At 32.5% G+C, this 15,704-nt stretch carries 11 protein-coding genes and 1 tRNA gene; 8 read left to right on the top strand and 4 right to left on the bottom strand.

Annotated features, from left to right (window positions below; genetic code table 11):
- Positions 1-5 precede the first annotated feature (5 nt).
- From RAH34_RS00990 to RAH34_RS00980, 3 genes are read left to right on the top strand one after another with little or no spacing between them, the layout of a single operon-like run.
- Positions 6-1,079 carry a UDP-glucose--hexose-1-phosphate uridylyltransferase gene (locus RAH34_RS00990; RefSeq protein WP_306594857.1) on the top strand — a complete coding sequence of 358 codons (1,074 nt, stop codon included), beginning with the start codon at positions 6-8 and terminating at the stop codon, positions 1,077-1,079.
- Positions 1,080-1,111: 32 nt separating this feature from the next.
- Positions 1,112-2,395 (top strand): galactokinase family protein, encoded by a 1,284-nt coding sequence (locus tag RAH34_RS00985; RefSeq protein ID WP_306594856.1) that lies wholly within the window; start codon positions 1,112-1,114, stop codon positions 2,393-2,395.
- Between the two features lie 3 nt (positions 2,396-2,398).
- Positions 2,399-3,454, top strand: coding sequence for an aldose epimerase family protein (locus tag RAH34_RS00980; protein WP_306594855.1), 1,056 nt, complete (start codon positions 2,399-2,401; stop codon positions 3,452-3,454).
- 307 nt (positions 3,455-3,761) lie between these two features.
- Here the strand turns inward: RAH34_RS00980 and RAH34_RS00975 are convergent, their stop codons facing one another.
- From RAH34_RS00975 to RAH34_RS00965, 3 genes are all read right to left on the bottom strand, one after another.
- Positions 3,762-6,329 (bottom strand): hypothetical protein, encoded by a 2,568-nt coding sequence (locus tag RAH34_RS00975; protein ID WP_306594854.1) that lies wholly within the window; start codon positions 6,327-6,329, stop codon positions 3,762-3,764.
- Complete coding sequence (locus RAH34_RS00970) at positions 6,329-7,075, bottom strand: GLPGLI family protein (RefSeq protein ID WP_306594853.1); 747 nt, start codon at positions 7,073-7,075, stop codon at positions 6,329-6,331. The genes RAH34_RS00975 and RAH34_RS00970 overlap by 1 nt, the downstream gene beginning before the upstream one ends.
- 77 nt (positions 7,076-7,152) lie before the next feature.
- Entirely contained in the window at positions 7,153-7,461 is a 309-nt protein-coding gene (locus tag RAH34_RS00965) for a hypothetical protein (RefSeq protein WP_114819066.1), read from the bottom strand.
- 322 nt (positions 7,462-7,783) lie between these two features.
- On the opposite strand from RAH34_RS00965, the gene RAH34_RS00960 reads away from it, so the two are divergent.
- From RAH34_RS00960 to RAH34_RS00950, 3 genes are all read left to right on the top strand, one after another.
- Positions 7,784-9,523, top strand: a complete 1,740-nt coding sequence (locus RAH34_RS00960; RefSeq protein WP_306594852.1) for a helix-turn-helix domain-containing protein — start codon at positions 7,784-7,786, stop codon at positions 9,521-9,523.
- A 123-nt stretch (positions 9,524-9,646) separates the two neighbouring features.
- The gene (locus tag RAH34_RS00955; protein WP_306594851.1) at positions 9,647-9,814 is read left to right on the top strand and encodes a hypothetical protein; all 168 of its coding nucleotides are present in this window, start codon (positions 9,647-9,649) and stop codon (positions 9,812-9,814) included.
- A gap of 66 nt (positions 9,815-9,880) precedes the next feature.
- Positions 9,881-12,058 (top strand): prolyl oligopeptidase family serine peptidase, encoded by a 2,178-nt coding sequence (locus RAH34_RS00950; RefSeq protein ID WP_306594850.1) that lies wholly within the window; start codon positions 9,881-9,883, stop codon positions 12,056-12,058.
- A gap of 615 nt (positions 12,059-12,673) precedes the next feature.
- On the opposite strand, the gene RAH34_RS00945 is transcribed toward RAH34_RS00950, so the two are convergent.
- A tRNA-Phe gene (locus RAH34_RS00945) sits at positions 12,674-12,746 on the bottom strand.
- Between the two features lie 541 nt (positions 12,747-13,287).
- Between RAH34_RS00945 and tssD the strand changes: the two genes are divergently transcribed.
- Positions 13,288-13,692, top strand: a complete 405-nt coding sequence (gene tssD, locus RAH34_RS00940) for a type VI secretion system tube protein TssD (protein WP_079242745.1) — start codon at positions 13,288-13,290, stop codon at positions 13,690-13,692.
- 127 nt (positions 13,693-13,819) lie between these two features.
- Entirely contained in the window at positions 13,820-15,700 is a 1,881-nt protein-coding gene (locus tag RAH34_RS00935; RefSeq protein WP_306594849.1) for a type VI secretion system Vgr family protein, read from the top strand.
- The last annotated feature ends 4 nt before the right edge of the window (positions 15,701-15,704 follow it).

The raw sequence follows: 15,704 nt of genomic DNA, 5'->3' as shown, positions 1-15,704 counted from the left end.
CTCACATGAGTAATTCATTTAACAGCAAGAATCATCCGCATAGAAGATATAATCCTTTATTGGATGAATGGGTTTTGGTATCACCTCAAAGGGCAAAACGCCCATGGCAGGGACAACAGGAAAAGCCATTAATAAGCGTTCAGAATCAATATGATCCAAATTGCTACTTGTGTCCCGGAAATTCAAGAGCCAATGAGACCCAAAATCCTCGCTATGAAGGTGTATATGTATTCGATAATGATTTTGGAGCTTTATTGAAAGAAGAAGTAACCACAGATAAAACTGGGCATGAAGAGGATGAGTTATTTAAAATGAAACCTGAAAGAGGAATTAACCGGGTTATCTGCTTTTCAAACGATCATTCATTGACTCTTCCTGAAATGTCTGTAGAAGCGATTACAGAAGTGGTGTCTGTCTGGAAAGAAGAATATCAGAATCTGGGGAAACTGGATTATATTAATCATGTTCAGATTTTTGAAAACAAAGGGGCAGTGATGGGTTGTAGTAATCCTCATCCTCATGGTCAGATTTGGGCACAGGCATCCATTCCTTCTCAAGTGGTCAGAACACAGCAAAATTTGAAAAGCTATTATGATAAACATGGAACAACCCTTTTGTCAGATTATCTTCAGAAAGAAATTGAAAGCCAGGAACGAATTGTTTTAGAAAATAAAGCTTTTGTGGCTCTGGTTCCATTTTGGGCAACCTGGCCCTATGAAACAATGATTATTAGTAAGAAACCTTTAAATAGTTTATTGGCTTTTTCATATGATGATCAGGTTTTATTTGCTCAGATATTGAAAGATCTGACGACGAAATATGATAATATTTTTTCAACATCTTTCCCTTATTCTGCAGGAATACATCAGTCACCTACAGACTTGGAATCCCATGAAGAATGGCATTTTCATATGCATTTTTATCCCCCTTTGCTTCGTTCAGCTAGTGTGAAAAAATTCATGGTGGGATACGAAATGTTAGCAGAAGCCCAAAGAGATATTACTCCGGAACAAAGTGCTGAGATTCTTAAGAAAAGTTCAACAACTCATTATAAAAATCAGCAAAATAGCTCTTCATAAAATAGACAGTTTTATAAACCAGATACCAATACATGTCAAATTATAAATATATTGATTCTTTAATTAATAAAGGTGATGTTCCTCAATTTAGAGAGTTGTACGGACAAAATTCAGAACTGCTACATCAGCAGGCAATCCGTTATACCAGAACATTATCCCGTTTTAAAGAAATTTTTGGTGAAAAAGAGGTTTCTGTTTTTAGTTCACCGGGACGAACCGAAATTGGAGGTAACCACACAGATCATAATCATGGTCTCGTATTAGCGAGTGCCATAAACTTAGATAATATAGCCATTGCCGCTAAAAATAACTCCAATATAATCCGGATTGAATCTTCAGGCTATCAGTCATTTGAAGTAGATTTGAATCAGCTTATTCCCAATGAGAACGAATTTTTAACCTCAAATGCTCTTGTTCGTGGAATTAATGCCCGACTAAAAGAGTTGGGATATACAATAGGAGGATTTGATGCTGTAATTGATGGATGCGTTCCCAAAGGTTCCGGATTAAGCTCATCTGCATCATTTGAGGTTTTAATTGGCGCAATTGTGAGCCATTTATTTAATGAGGGTAACATAGATCCCATATTAAATGCCCGTATCGGACAATATGCAGAAAATGTTTTTTTTGGAAAACCTTGTGGATTAATGGATCAGGTAGCTTGTGCAGTAGGAGGCTTGGTAATTATTGACTTTGCAGACGTCACCAATCCTGTTGTAAAAAAAGTAAATTTTGATTTTGAATCTACTGGTTTTTCTTTAGTGATTACAGATACCCGGGGCGATCATACCAATTTGAATGATGAATACGCTGTTTTACCTAAAGAGATGAAAGAAGTTGCAGCCCATTTAGGATGTAGTGTGCTGAGAGAAACCACTTTGGAAAAAGTAATGGAGATTGCCCCTTCTATCCGTAAAAAAGTAGGAGATCGGGCTATTTTAAGAGCCATTCATTTTGAATGTGAAAATGACCGTGTACGAGATGAGGTGATTGCATTGGAGAATAATGATTTTAAAAAATTTTTACAATTGGTCATAGACTCGGGACATAGTTCGTATATGTACAATCAAAATGTTTATGTAGCAAATAATATACATGAACAAGCAGTTTCATTGGGATTAGCTTACAGCGAATTGGTACTGAAAGGTGCCGGAGCATGGCGTGTGCATGGTGGAGGATTTGCAGGAACAATACAGGCCTTCGTTCCTGAAAATTTGCTTGAAAAATATACCTCCTCTTTAAATCATTTATTTGGAGCGGGTTCCTGTCATCCTTTATTTATCAGACAAAAAGGAGTTGTTAAATTAGATTTTTAAAAAATGGGTGTTATCAATGAAGTGGCTTTTAATACAGTTCACAACCATCAAAAAGTCCGGTTATTTACGCTAAGCAATCAAAATGGGATGATTGTACAGGTAACTAATTACGGGGCAATTATCGTGAGTATTAATGTGAAAGATAAGGACGGAAAACTGGCAGATGTAGTACAGGGATATGAAACAGCCCAGAAATATATAGACAATAATGAATTTTACCAGGGGGCCATTTGTGGTAGATGTGCCAATCGTATCAGAAAAGGAAAATTCATATTAAACACAAAAGAATACTCATTAACAGTTAATGATGAAGATAATCATTTGCATGGCGGTCTGATAGGTTTTGATAAAAAAGTATGGGATGTCAAAGAGTCTTCTGCCTCGAAAGTGACTTTTCAATACACTTCTCCTGATGGGGAAGAGGGCTATCCTGGTACAGTATCTGTAACAGTAACTTATTCCATTAATGAAAATAATGAATTACGGTTAGATTATTCAGGAACAACAGACCAGGAAACTATACTCAATCTGGTAAACCATTCTTATTTTAATTTAGCAGGAGAGGGCAGCGGAACGATAAATAATCATCAATTGCAGATTGAGGCTGATTTTTACACTCCTCTCACAAAAAATCTTGAACCAACTGGTGAGATTTTAACAGTAAAAAATACCCCGTTTGATTTTACCTCCTTAACAGGTATTGGAGATAGAATTAATACGGATCATGAGCAACTTATGATCGGAAAGGGATATGATCATAATTTTGTGTTAAAGCATCCTGTGCATTGTTTAGATTTAGCAGCTACTGTGATAGAGCCACGGTCCGGCAGAAAAATGGAAGTATTTACCACTATGCCGGGTTTGCAGTTATATACTGCCAATTGGATAAAAAATGTAAAAGGAAAAGAAGATCATATCTACCAGGAAAGAGAAGCTTTTTGTTTAGAAACGCAAAATTTTCCCAATGCAATTAATCAATCTCATTTTCCATCACCCATACTAACTCCTGAAAATGTGTATAAACATTCAACGATTTACAAATTCTCAATATCCAATTAGACTTAGCAGTTGATGAAATTTTTTGATGCGGCTCGACCTTAGATACTTCTGAAATGAACCGATATAAAACAAAAAAACCTCTAAACTAAATTAGAGGTTTTGAAGTGGTTTCTCCATGAATATATGTTTTCTTTCTTGTCGGCTTTTAATAAAGGTTTTAAGAAGTTTTAATTTACTACGTAGACGACTATCCCACGGGTTACCCCGGTATTTATCTTTTTCATTTTGATAATTTTTAAACCTAACAGGTTTTCAAAACCTGTTAGGTTTAGTTAGATATTTTAAAAATAAAAAATACTTATATTACTTAAAAGTTATATTTTAAACCACCAATGACATAGCCTTGTAACGCTGTTGTAGAAATTTCATCTACACCTAGCTGGCTTGTGTAGCTGTTAATATACTGAAAAGAGTTTAAATTCAGAATGTTATTAAACTGCAAGTTATATTCAAAGTTTGATTTTTCTTTTCTATATGAAACCTGACCACCAATTAGTAAATTCCTGAGTGTATTTTGTTCCGTTTTCTGTATTAAATATTCCCCCAAAATATTCCCGATCCATTCTTTTTTAATATTGGTTCTTATCCCAAAAGATAGTTTTATATTATCTTGTTTTGACATAGTATCGAAGAAACTTTGTTCAAAAATACTTTTAGTAAAAGTGTAGCCTAAATCAAACTGTAATGGTTTGTTTTTAAAATTCGTAGAAAGTTTTTGAGACAGTTCAAAATTTTGGACGGTAGAAATATTTTCATTGTCACTGATAAAATTTACATTCCTGGCTATCGCACTTGTAAACTTTGTTTTCAATGTATAATTTTTACTAAATCTTCGATCACTGGCAAACAAAAATATCAATCGGTCACTATATCTTCCCATTGTATTTTCCATAGCTGAAAATGTACCATAATTAATGGTATTTGTTGTATAACTAGGTTTGGTTTTATCATACATCAGCATAAGAAACGTGCTGCTTCCTTTTTCTAAATAAGCTCTGTGAAAGGTTAATTTATAACTGTCTGTATTGCTTAGCAAATCAGGGGTTAGATCTGTATTTTGATTAAAATATAAATCTTTTGTATACAATGGGTTGTATTGCAGAAGCTTTAAAGTGGGAAGTTTATATATTGAGTTATATTCAAGGCTAATTTCTGTGCTGGCTTTGGATGAAGGACTGTATTGAAATTTTAGCCTTTTCTCAAAATAATGCTTCTCATATTCATTGATATTCAGAAAATGGGAACTTAAAGAAGCTGACAAATCAAATTTCCCGAATTGTTTGTACATATTTAGGTCATTGATATAATGATACGTTTTTAACGTCCTATTCTCATTTGCCTGTGACATCAGCTCTGTAAGTTCCGATTTTTCATTTTTGTAAGAAAATCCTGAGTGAAAATTAAAATTGATAAGCTTGTTTTTATTTTTCAAGTAAAAGTCCAGTCCATATCTGTTAGAATTCACGTCGTATTGCTGAAATAACGAATTGTTATCAGTCAGGAATAGATCTTTATTGGAAAGTATATTTAAGCTTCCCAAATAATTCTCATTGATTTGGTTGAAAGCGAAAATTATTTTTGAATTATTTAACTGTTTATTCCATGAAAGGAAATTACTTATTCCATTATTTTTTGAGGTGTTATTAATAATGTAAAAATTGATATCTGTGGAATATCTATCTATATTTTGGTTGAAATTATCCTGAGTAGGATTATAGCCAAAATTATAATAAAGAAAACTGTCATCTGCAAAACTCTTCTTTATCTTAATTTGAGTAGTCCCTAAAAAGCCTTTATTATTTTCGGTCTTTTGCTCATAAAAATTAAAATCCTTTGACTGTCCTTCGAATGCCGTCCTTTTAGAAGTTGAAAATTTATTTAACTGAGCGTTGTTGAAAATAGAAAAGGCTGTAATGCTAAAATTTTTTTTTGACTTAGAATACTGCAAAGCTCCAAACTGATTATCCTTAGATTTTACTTTTCCATCATTATTAAGAAAAGTAGGAATATCTATATTTGAATTATTATCTGCATTGTCTATATCTTCCTGAGTATTCATTTCGTAAAAATCCATAAAGCTTATCGGATCTTTAGCAATATTATTTGCATCTGCAATCAGGGCTAGGTTGCCAAGTTTTCCAATACGGAACAAATTAGCATGCCCTGAATATGAATTTTTGGAACCATAATTACCTTCTATATTTCCGGTAATCTTTCCTTTATATTCATCTTTCAGCTTTAAATTAAGTGCTGTGGAGCGGTTTCCATTAATGGTAGTATAGTTTTGCCAAAGATCAATACTTTCAACCATATTAGCCGAAATATTCTGAGTTGCCATCTTATGGTTTTTCCCGAAAAACTCATTCCCCTCAACTAAAACTTGTCCTATGGCTTTTCCCTTATAGGTTACTTTTCCGTTCTCATTAATATTCAAGCCCGGAAGTTTCTTAATGAGATCTTCTGTTGTTCTTTCTGTACCATCTCTTACGGCTTTCAGGTTAAAAGCTATTGTGTCTTCCTTTGCACTTGCTATTTTAGGACGTGCTTTTATTTCTACTGTAGGTATGGTTTTAACCTGTGATTCTAGTACAATTTCAAAATCATTTTTTTCGTTTGTATTAATTTCTACGACCTTTGTTTTGTATAATAAGGAGGTGAATTTTAAGGAAAAGTTTCCTTTCTGGGAGACTTGGAAATTACAAATGCCTTTGTCGTTTGTTTTTTGGAAGTCTAAAGTTTTTTCGTTTTTAAGAAGCTGAACGTTAACTTCCGATATAGAGTTCCCGTTCGCTTCTTTAACTTTAATATTAATGTCTTGTGAAAAAGAGTAGCTGAAAAACAACAGAAAAATAATGATTGAAAATTTAAAATTCATTATAACCGAATATCTGTATGGGTTTCTTTTACTTTTGATGCTTCTTTCATAATTTCCTGAATTTTATCTTGATCTTTTTCCTGATCTAAAACCTTAAGTTTTGGATTCATAGGTTCACAATCTGTTTCTTTTCCGTCATTACTTATTTTGGTAGCATACACAATAAAATTTGGAGATTCCACCTTTAATACAAGACCAGGAAAAGAGTTATATACATAAGGACCTGCACTTACTGGAAAATCTTCTGCATACCATACTTTTACTAAACCTCCATTATTTAATGTAACCTCTGCTAATTTACATGTGTATTTTTCAATTTGTTCAACATTATCTTTATACTCTATTTTGGAAAACTTAGGTGCATAATATTTATAATATTCTTCATCTCCAAAATTCTGATATTGATAAAAGCCGGGGTCATTTTTCTTATGGTAAATCTTAATCGGCTTAATAACAAATGATTCTTTTGTTATGCTAGTAGTTCTTTCATCTATCTTTTTTCTTTCTTTCTCGTTTTCAAATCCTTCAGTGGGAATGCTTTTATAAAATGTATTTCCTTCATAAAAGTAAAGTATTTGTTTTTGAGCTTTTTTAAGCTGTGCCTGTGCCTGGCTTTTAAATGTGCCTGAAGATTCTGAAGAGTATTCGCTAAGATCCTGTTTATTTACATATTCATATTCTACCTTTAAATTTTGGGCATTAATAAAATTTAAAAAAAATAAGGAGACAAAGAGAGTGTATTTCATATCTATAAAATTGTATTTATAAAAGCGCCTAGATAAGTAGGCGCTCTTATTTCATTTATACTTGCAGTAACTATTATTTAGCAACCATACCAATAGGTAGTCATTACCAAATCAGTTGATTTTGTTACAATAAGATTCCCCATACCATCATCAAAATAACTATATGTAACCTCATTAGTGAAAACTGTTTGATGGCAGATGTTTTTAACATCTTTTGCTTTTTCATCATTTTTAACATCTTCCAAAGAATTCACTTTGTCAGATGTAGAAGTCAAAGATACAGTTTCTTTGCTTTCATTAGAAAAATTATGAACTTGTGCATTGCTTTTAGCAAATCCTAAGGTTGTTCCTGCTAATAAGAATGCTGCGAATAATAGTGTTTTCATTTTAGTTTAATTTTTAAAATTAAGTAAATTATTTTGTCATATAAACCCTGACATGGGTTTTGCTGATCAGCTCTATTTATACTTTTCATACTGCGCATTATGAAAAGGAAAATATTTGTGTTTCCTGACAGCAAAAATGCTAGGGATAAATAATTTTCACAAACAAAGCATTCCAAAATTGACCAATTTTCAGGATAATCAAAATTAAAATTGATCAATATTGGTATTTAGTATATTTGTAATGTATTGATTTTAAATGTGATAAATTGTTTATTAATGAAAACAATTAAAATGTGGTATTTTTGCATTTCAAAAAACACATATGTATAGAATTATAATAATCTTATTTCTTTTTTGTACAAGTTTATATTTTCCTCAAAGTATAAAAGGGTTTCGTATTCCCGATTCACTAAAAAATAAAACCTTTGAACAGCTAGAAAAATCTTACAGTAAAGAATTCCGGCAAGATGATATAGCAATACTATATGCAAATACTTTTTTAGTAAAAGCTAAAAATGAGAAGAATGCAAAAAAACAGTTTGATGGATACTTTTTTCTTTTTACAAAATTCAAAAAAAATATCAAATACATAGACAGTATACAAAATGTTATTAAGAGAAATGGTAATATAGATGAATTATCATATGGGAATTATAAAATAGGTGATATTTATTATAATTGTAATAAATATAATCAGGCATTATCCTATTATTTGAAGGCACTTCCATATGCAAAAAAGAATAACAATATTAAAGAAATAGTACTCATAAAGCATGCAATTGGAAAAATAAAATATTTCACATATGATTATGAAGAAGCTTTAAAAATTTTTAAAGAAACTTTCAGTTATATAAAGAATGAAGAAAAAAAAGATCCTAGTAATTATTTATCCATTTTACATAGCTTAGCAATTACATATAATGCAGTAGGAAAATATGATTCGGCTTATGCTTATGCGGAAATGGGCAGGTCAAAATGTCTTCTTTATAACAAGAAATATTATTTCAAAGTATATGATCTCAGTTGTAATATTATGAAGTTTTACCTAAAAGACTATCCGAAGTCAGTTAAAGGGCTAAAACAAAATATTGATTATTTCAAAAAATATGATTCTACCAATCTCGGGATAACGTATATGTATTTATCCATGAACTACCAAAAATTAAATAATAAACGTGAATATTTTAATTCTTTTAATAAAATGGATTCAATACAAAAAAGGATCAAGTTTATTCGTCCCGAATTAATAGGTTTATATAAAAATTCGTTGCAATATTATGAATTGGAGGGAAATAAAGAAAAACAAGTTTATTTGATTGATCGGCTTATAAAGCTCAATGATACCATTTATAAATCAAATTATGAATTTTCTAAAGAGATTCACCAAAAGTTTGATACTCCTGAATTGCTGGAACAAAAAGAGAAGTTAATTTCAAATTTAGATAAACGAAGTACAATATTATATTGGTTGCTCGGTGGTGGCTCATTATTACTTTTCACATTTATCTATTTGTTTAATATAAACCAACGAAAATTAAAAACATATAGTGTTCAGGCTCAAAAATTAATAGATACACAGAATGAAAGTTCGATAGCGAATGCTGTAGGTGGTTTAAAAAAATTGAGTGAAGAAGATCACGCCATAGAGATTACTGAACTTATAGCAGGTGAGAAAATTAATAAAGTTAAAAGTCAGATTCCTGAAAATGTAAGACAAGAACTTATTGTAAAATTAAATGATTTTGAAAAACATAAAATATTTATTACCAAAAATATTACGTTGTATTCTTTATCTAAAGACTTTGAAACGAATAGAGATTATTTGTCTAAAGTAATCAATGAAATAAAAGGTAAAAGTTTCTCAAATTATTTAAATGAATTACGAATTAATTTTGCTATTACCGAGTTAAAGGAAAATAAAAAATTAAGGTTAAAAACGATAGCTGCTATTTCAGAGGATGTGGGTTTTAGTAATGTAGAATCCTTTACAAAAGCATTTAAAAATGTTACAGGTACCTTACCTTCTTATTATATAAAAATTTTACGCGATAGTGGTAATTAGTTAGCATTCAGTTTATTAAATATTTGACTGATACTATATTGATCAATATCGGAAACATATTGTAATGTATTTTGGAAAAAAGCATTTATTTTGGATCGATTAAAATACAAAAAATCAAATAGAATGAAAAAACAAGATCAAAAAACACAAAAGAAATTATCTTTAAAAAAATTCCAATTAGTAAGTGTTACTAATTTAAGAAGAATTAAAGGAGGAGATGGAGGAGATGGTGGTAATAATACAGGTGATCTGGGACAAGCAACAGCACTAAATGCTCTTAATAACATTTAGCTATTTTTTTAAGATGTAAGGTACAAAACTGTACCTTACATCTTTATTTACATCATACTTAGTAATATGAAATATATAATCACATTTTTGATTTTTTGTAATCACATTTTATTTTCTCAAACACAGCCAGTGATTAAACCAACGCCTTCAACTGATCAATATTTTGAAAGGAAAATAATTGATGAATATCGTAATATTGAGAATGTTAAAGATTCATCTGTTATTGACTGGATGAAAGGCCAAAATAATTATGCTAATTTTATTTTACAGTCTATTTCAAATCGTCAATATCTAATTGATAAACTTGGTGAGATGGATAGTAAGAATGAGTATTCTATCTCGTATTTACAGATTACGGATAATGATAAATACTTCTACTTAAAAAGGCAGGTTAAAGAAAATACCCCAAAATTGTATGTTCGTAATGGATTCAATGGAAAAGAAGAATTGTTATTTACCTCTTCTGAGTACAAAAAAAATAACAAAGAGTATGTTATAAATTATATAAAACCTAATTATGATGGATCCAAAATTGTTGTTGCCCTAACCGAGGGAGGGAAGGAGATTGGAGAAATGATCATTATTGATGTTGAGAAAAAAAACATATTACCTTATACAATTACCCACTGTTGGCCATCTGATGGTGGTGGTATTTCTTGGTTACCTGATAATAGCGGCTTCATTTATCTGTATTATCCAATAATGGATAATAAATCGGATTTATTTTTAAAAAACATGGCTGCTGTAGTATATAAAATAGGAGATGACCCTGAGCAAATTCATCCCATATTGTCAAGAAAAGATTATTTAGAGCTAAATTTAAAAGAAGAAGATTTTCCTATTGTTTCAATTAATAAAAATAACCAAAACTACCTGATAGCAAAGATTGGGGGGGCTGCAAATTTTTCTGACACTTACTATGCTTATTCTTCAGAATTAAATAGTAAACATATTAATTGGAAACCTTTGTATAAAAAAGAGGATAAAGTTGTTGATTATACATTGGTAAAAGATGACCTGTATTATGTGGGGGCAAAAGGTACGAAGAACAATTTTGTTGCACATACTTCTTTAAAAAGCCCGAATTTCTCACAGCCTCAAATCATTATAAATGAGATGAAAGATGAGGTGATTGGAGCTGTTTATTCAACAAAAGACGGTTTATTTATTGCGACAACAAAAAATGGTGTAGAGGCTAAATTTTACTTTTATAATTCGCAAAAAAAACTTCAGGAAATAATTTTGCCAATTTCGGCCGGTAATGTAAACTTAACAACAAAATCAAACAGCTATTCTGATCTTTGGGTTACATGTTCAGGATGGAACAGTCCAGACAGAAGATATAGATATAATGTATCCGAAAACAAATTTGTTCCTGAAAATATAAATTCTATTGTAGAATTTACTGATTTTAAAGATGTTAAAGTTTTAGAAACAACCGCAAAATCTCATGATGGAAAAGATATTCCTTTATCCATAATCTATAACAAAGAATTAAACCCTAAAGAAAAATTACCTTTATTAGTTTTAGGGTATGGAGCATATAGTAATTCTTACAGTCCTTTTTATGCCAGAATAGCTTTATTATGGGCTATAAAAGGAGGAATAGTAGCATACACACATGTAAGAGGTGGTGGAGAAAAAGGAGAAGAGTGGCACTTGGGGGGCTTTAAAAAAACAAAACCTAATTCGTGGAAGGATTTTATTTCTTGTATAGAATTTATGCATGAAAAAGGATATTCAAACCCAAGTAAAACAGCTATTTGGGGAATCAGTGCCGGAGGAATCATAGTAGGTAGAACTATGACAGAAAGACCAGATTTGATAAAAGCGGTAATTGTAGCAGCTGGGACTCTGAATACTGTAAGAGGGGAGGCTTCTCCTAATGGAGCCAATAGTGTAAAGGAATTTGGAACAGTTAAGGATAAAGATGAATTTGGGTATTTATATGAAATGGACTCTTATCTACATATCAAAAAAGGTGTAAAATATCCCGCAACTCTTATAACAACTGGGTATAATGATCCTAGAGTTCCAGTATGGATGTCAGCAAAGTTTGCAGCTAAACTAATTGCTGATAACACTTCAAAAAATCCTATTTTGCTGAAGGTTGATTTTGATGGTGGTCATGGGAGAGATAATACTAAGAAAAAGGCTTATGAAGAAATAGCTGATATTTTCGCCTTCGCTTTATGGCAATTGGGTCATCCGGATTATCAACCTAAAGAAAGTGTAAACAAATAATATGTCTCGCTTTTCTTATCATTTTTTTTGAAGAGTATGTAATTCGGACTCATTTATTTTCATATGAAAACTTTAGAGAGAAATTAGGAAATAATGAATTATCAGATGCAGAGTTCCGAGAAATTTTTACTAATTCAATTTTTAAAGAAGCTGTTTTTTTAGCAGCTCCATATTTGCATGAAGAACTTAATTAATGACTCAATTCAGAAAAAGAATTTTCATCAGGAGATTTTCAAAAACTTAAAAACAGTTTATTTAAGTAGTATAGCCGGATGAGTACCCGATGTACTCCTTTCGGCTTGTTTTCAGAAGTTGGTTCAGGGGAATTTAAGATACTTTGAGTCTAACCTTTAAAAAACCGCAATCTACAGAGGCAATAAAATCCGGGACACTAACCTGGATATGCATTTCCTGATAGGTTCATCACGAAATTTGGTAAAAGCATCTGAAAAAAGAAATCAACAGAAAACTTCGGATGAAGGTAAATGAGATCACTTTGAATATGGCGGGTTCCATGAAGTGTAGTCCCAACTTTTGCGCTTGATCGAATACGATGATTGACCGTTTATATGCAAAACACAAAAAAACCTCTAAAATAAATTAGAGGTTTTGAAGTGGTTTCTCCAGGAATCGAACCAGGGACACATGGATTTTCAATCCATTGCTCTACCAACTGAGCTAAGAAACCATTTATGTTTTCGTTTATTACTTCGTTGTTTTAAAGTGATGCAAAAGTATAACATTTTATAATACCGCGCAAGTTTTTCGGTTAATTTTTTTGAATAAATATGCTGGTACAGCTGGATTCTAGGTTTAATGTCTTGTTCATCAGGGCTTTTATATGTTTATTTTTTTTCTGTTTTTTTTGAATATAATTTTCAAAGAACCTTATTAAAAGGTTTTCAGCCCTGATACTTAAAATTTTTCTCAAAAAATATGCACTTATAAAGGATGGAGCACATGACTTTTTCTGCAGAACTCCTTTTGGAGCTAAATTGCTGCTTCTTTAAACAATGTTAAACAGACCATAAAATAATCCGATTTTTAGTTATGAAAAACAGCAAACGCTTGATTTATAACATATAATCTACCTAACGAGTGTTAGTCGTATTATTACTACATTTTTTTAAATTTAATAATAAACGCTATTTGCTTTTTACAAATACATCTATATTTGGTGATATAGAAAACAAACAATCACAATACATTAACCATTAAAATTTACAATCATGGCAGAAAGAAATTCAAGAGGAATTTTAAAATTCAACAACGGAGAAGGACAAAAGCTATTAAAACTTAATTATAGCGTATCAAGAGCTACAGATGTATCAGGGCGTGTAGCATCAGATCCTTCCAATGCTCTTATCAAAATTACAGTGGAAGCTACTGATAAATCAGACATCCTGGAAAGTTTACTGAACGGAAAGTATAAGCCTACAGTAGGAGAGATTACTTTCAACAAATCTCACGAAGAAGGAACACTCACAACATTAAAGTGGAACAATGGTTATGTAATCCAGCATGAAGTAGATTTCGATGCGGTAGACGAGAACAGTATGTATATCAGTTTTGTGGTAAGTGCAGAACAGATAGACCTGGGGAATTCTTCTTACTTCGGAGCATGGCCTTCTTAAGCATATTCAGAATTTAAATATCAGGCAGAATAGTACATCCGTTTCAAGGGAAGCTGTTCTGCCTTTTTTAACCTTATAGAACGACTGTTTATTTAAATTAAAGTTCTGAAAAAAACACCTAATTACTATGAATAAAAATGCCTCGAATTCCGATAAGATTTCTGAGAATCATATTCCCGGAATCAACCGTGTAGTAAAACTGGATATTGTGATTGAAGGCAAAATAATCAAACACTTCAAGCATTTCCGCCTGCAGCAAAGTGCAAGACGCCATCACAATTTTGAACTTATTCTGGCCCATGATTCTCTTGGGGAAGCTCAAAACCACACCTTGGAACAAGCCCGTCAGTTTTTGGGAAAAAGAATTACCATTGTTTTCAAATATAAAGATTATGAAAGTGAAAGCCCCGAAAGGACTTTTGTAGGAGTAATTACCAAAGCCGCGTTCAGCCAGGAAAAAATGAGTCTGGGAAATATTGTACTGAGAGGCCAAAGTCCTACGATTTTGATGGATGCTGCTCCGCATACTCAAAGTTTTGGAGGTGATCAGGCTGTAAATACAGGAATTATTGCCAACAAAATACTTAAAGAAGCCCTTGGATCAGAAAAATTTGATTTCCGAGTAGATACACAGAATAAAAGCTATATCAATTATAGCTCACAATATAACGAGACCCATTATAACTATCTTGCAAGAACAGCCGAAGCCTACGGAGAACAGTTTTACTACGATGGCGAAGTCCTTCATTTCGGAAAACTTCCGCCTTCTGAAAAACCGATCCGTCTTGTCTATGGAAGCAATGCAACAGATGTTCAGGTAGAGCTGAATGCTGTTCATACCAATCCTCAGTTTTTTGGATATAACAGCAGCAGTCATACTAAAATGGAGGGTTCGCAAAATAATATCAGGCATCTGGGAGAAATCCCTTCAAAAGCTTATGAACTTAACAATACCATCTTTAAAACACCTTCGCTTTCACCCGTACCCATCAATGCCAATATGTTTGTGGATGTAAGCGATTCTCAGAAAAGTGCTGCCGGAAGTGCTGCTGTGGAAGTTTTTACGGTGGCAGGCAATACTACGGTTCCTTTTCTGTATCCAGGCTGCCTTGCTGATATGGAAATGCGGAAACCTGACACCAGTCAGACTTCTTACTTTACAAAACTTACTATTACGGAGGTGACTCATGAAGTCAACGCCAGAGGATATTATAACGGCAGTTTTGAAGCGATTGCTGAAGGAACAGGTTTTATGCCGAAACCGGATTTTATACAACCCAGGGCCGAGCCACAGGTTGCCACTGTTATTTCCAATACAGATCCACTTAACCAGGGAAGAATACAGGTGAGATTCGACTGGCAGAAAAACCCGGATACCACCCATTTTATCAGAATGATGAGCCCTGATGCCGGAGGTACAGATATGGTCACTCAAAACAGAGGTTTTGTAGCTGTGCCGGAAGTAGGAGATCAGGTAATGGTCGGTTTTGAATACCATCATCCCGATTTTCCCTTTGCGATGGGAGGAATGTTCCACGGGCAGGTTGCGTTGGGAGGAAGTATTAATAACCATCTTAAATCTATTCAGACAAGAAGTGGTAATAAAGTGATTTTTAACGATCAGGAAGGAAGTATCTTCATTGAAGATCCTAGTGGAAATACTTATCTCATGGACGGAAAGGGGAATATTGTGGTGAATGCTCCTAAAAATATCACCTTCACAGCCGGAGAAAACGTTCAGATCAATGCCGGGAAAAACATTATTGCTTCTGCTCAGAGGAATATCAATATTATGGCTGGAGAAGACATCACAGAAACGGCTAATGATGATTATAATCTGACAGCAAGCAATATTATTGAAACCGCAGAGACTGGCAGAAAGTCTACTGCTAAAAATATTACAGAGAATATGGAAGCGGGCTCTTACATCAGCACAAAAGATGCGATTAATGTAGAAAGCGCCAAGGAAGTGCTTATCAATAGTGGTAAACAGGTAAAAATGCAGTAATATG

The sequence above is a fragment of the Chryseobacterium sp. WLY505 genome (assembly GCF_030846215.1).
In the GTDB taxonomy this organism is placed as follows: domain Bacteria; phylum Bacteroidota; class Bacteroidia; order Flavobacteriales; family Weeksellaceae; genus Chryseobacterium.
This window is presented reverse-complemented; position numbering and strand designations above follow the sequence as displayed.

Bases quoted from the DNA above. Each gene is read 5' to 3' on its own strand.
- RAH34_RS00985 (WP_306594856.1), top strand. From the start codon at position 1,112: ATGTCAAATTATAAATATATTGATTCTTTAATTAATAAAGGTGATGTT.
- RAH34_RS00935 (WP_306594849.1), top strand. From the start codon at position 13,820: ATGAATAAAAATGCCTCGAATTCCGATAAGATTTCTGAGAATCATATT.
- RAH34_RS00965 (WP_114819066.1), bottom strand. From the start codon at position 7,461: ATGAAAACACTATTATTCGCAGCATTCTTATTAGCAGGAACAACCTTA.
- RAH34_RS00990 (WP_306594857.1), top strand. From the start codon at position 6: ATGAGTAATTCATTTAACAGCAAGAATCATCCGCATAGAAGATATAAT.
- RAH34_RS00975 (WP_306594854.1), bottom strand. From the start codon at position 6,329: ATGAATTTTAAATTTTCAATCATTATTTTTCTGTTGTTTTTCAGCTAC.
- RAH34_RS00960 (WP_306594852.1), top strand. From the start codon at position 7,784: ATGTATAGAATTATAATAATCTTATTTCTTTTTTGTACAAGTTTATAT.
- RAH34_RS00955 (WP_306594851.1), top strand. From the start codon at position 9,647: ATGAAAAAACAAGATCAAAAAACACAAAAGAAATTATCTTTAAAAAAA.
- RAH34_RS00970 (WP_306594853.1), bottom strand. From the start codon at position 7,075: ATGAAATACACTCTCTTTGTCTCCTTATTTTTTTTAAATTTTATTAAT.
- RAH34_RS00980 (WP_306594855.1), top strand. From the start codon at position 2,399: ATGGGTGTTATCAATGAAGTGGCTTTTAATACAGTTCACAACCATCAA.
- RAH34_RS00950 (WP_306594850.1), top strand. From the start codon at position 9,881: ATGAAATATATAATCACATTTTTGATTTTTTGTAATCACATTTTATTT.
- tssD (WP_079242745.1), top strand. From the start codon at position 13,288: ATGGCAGAAAGAAATTCAAGAGGAATTTTAAAATTCAACAACGGAGAA.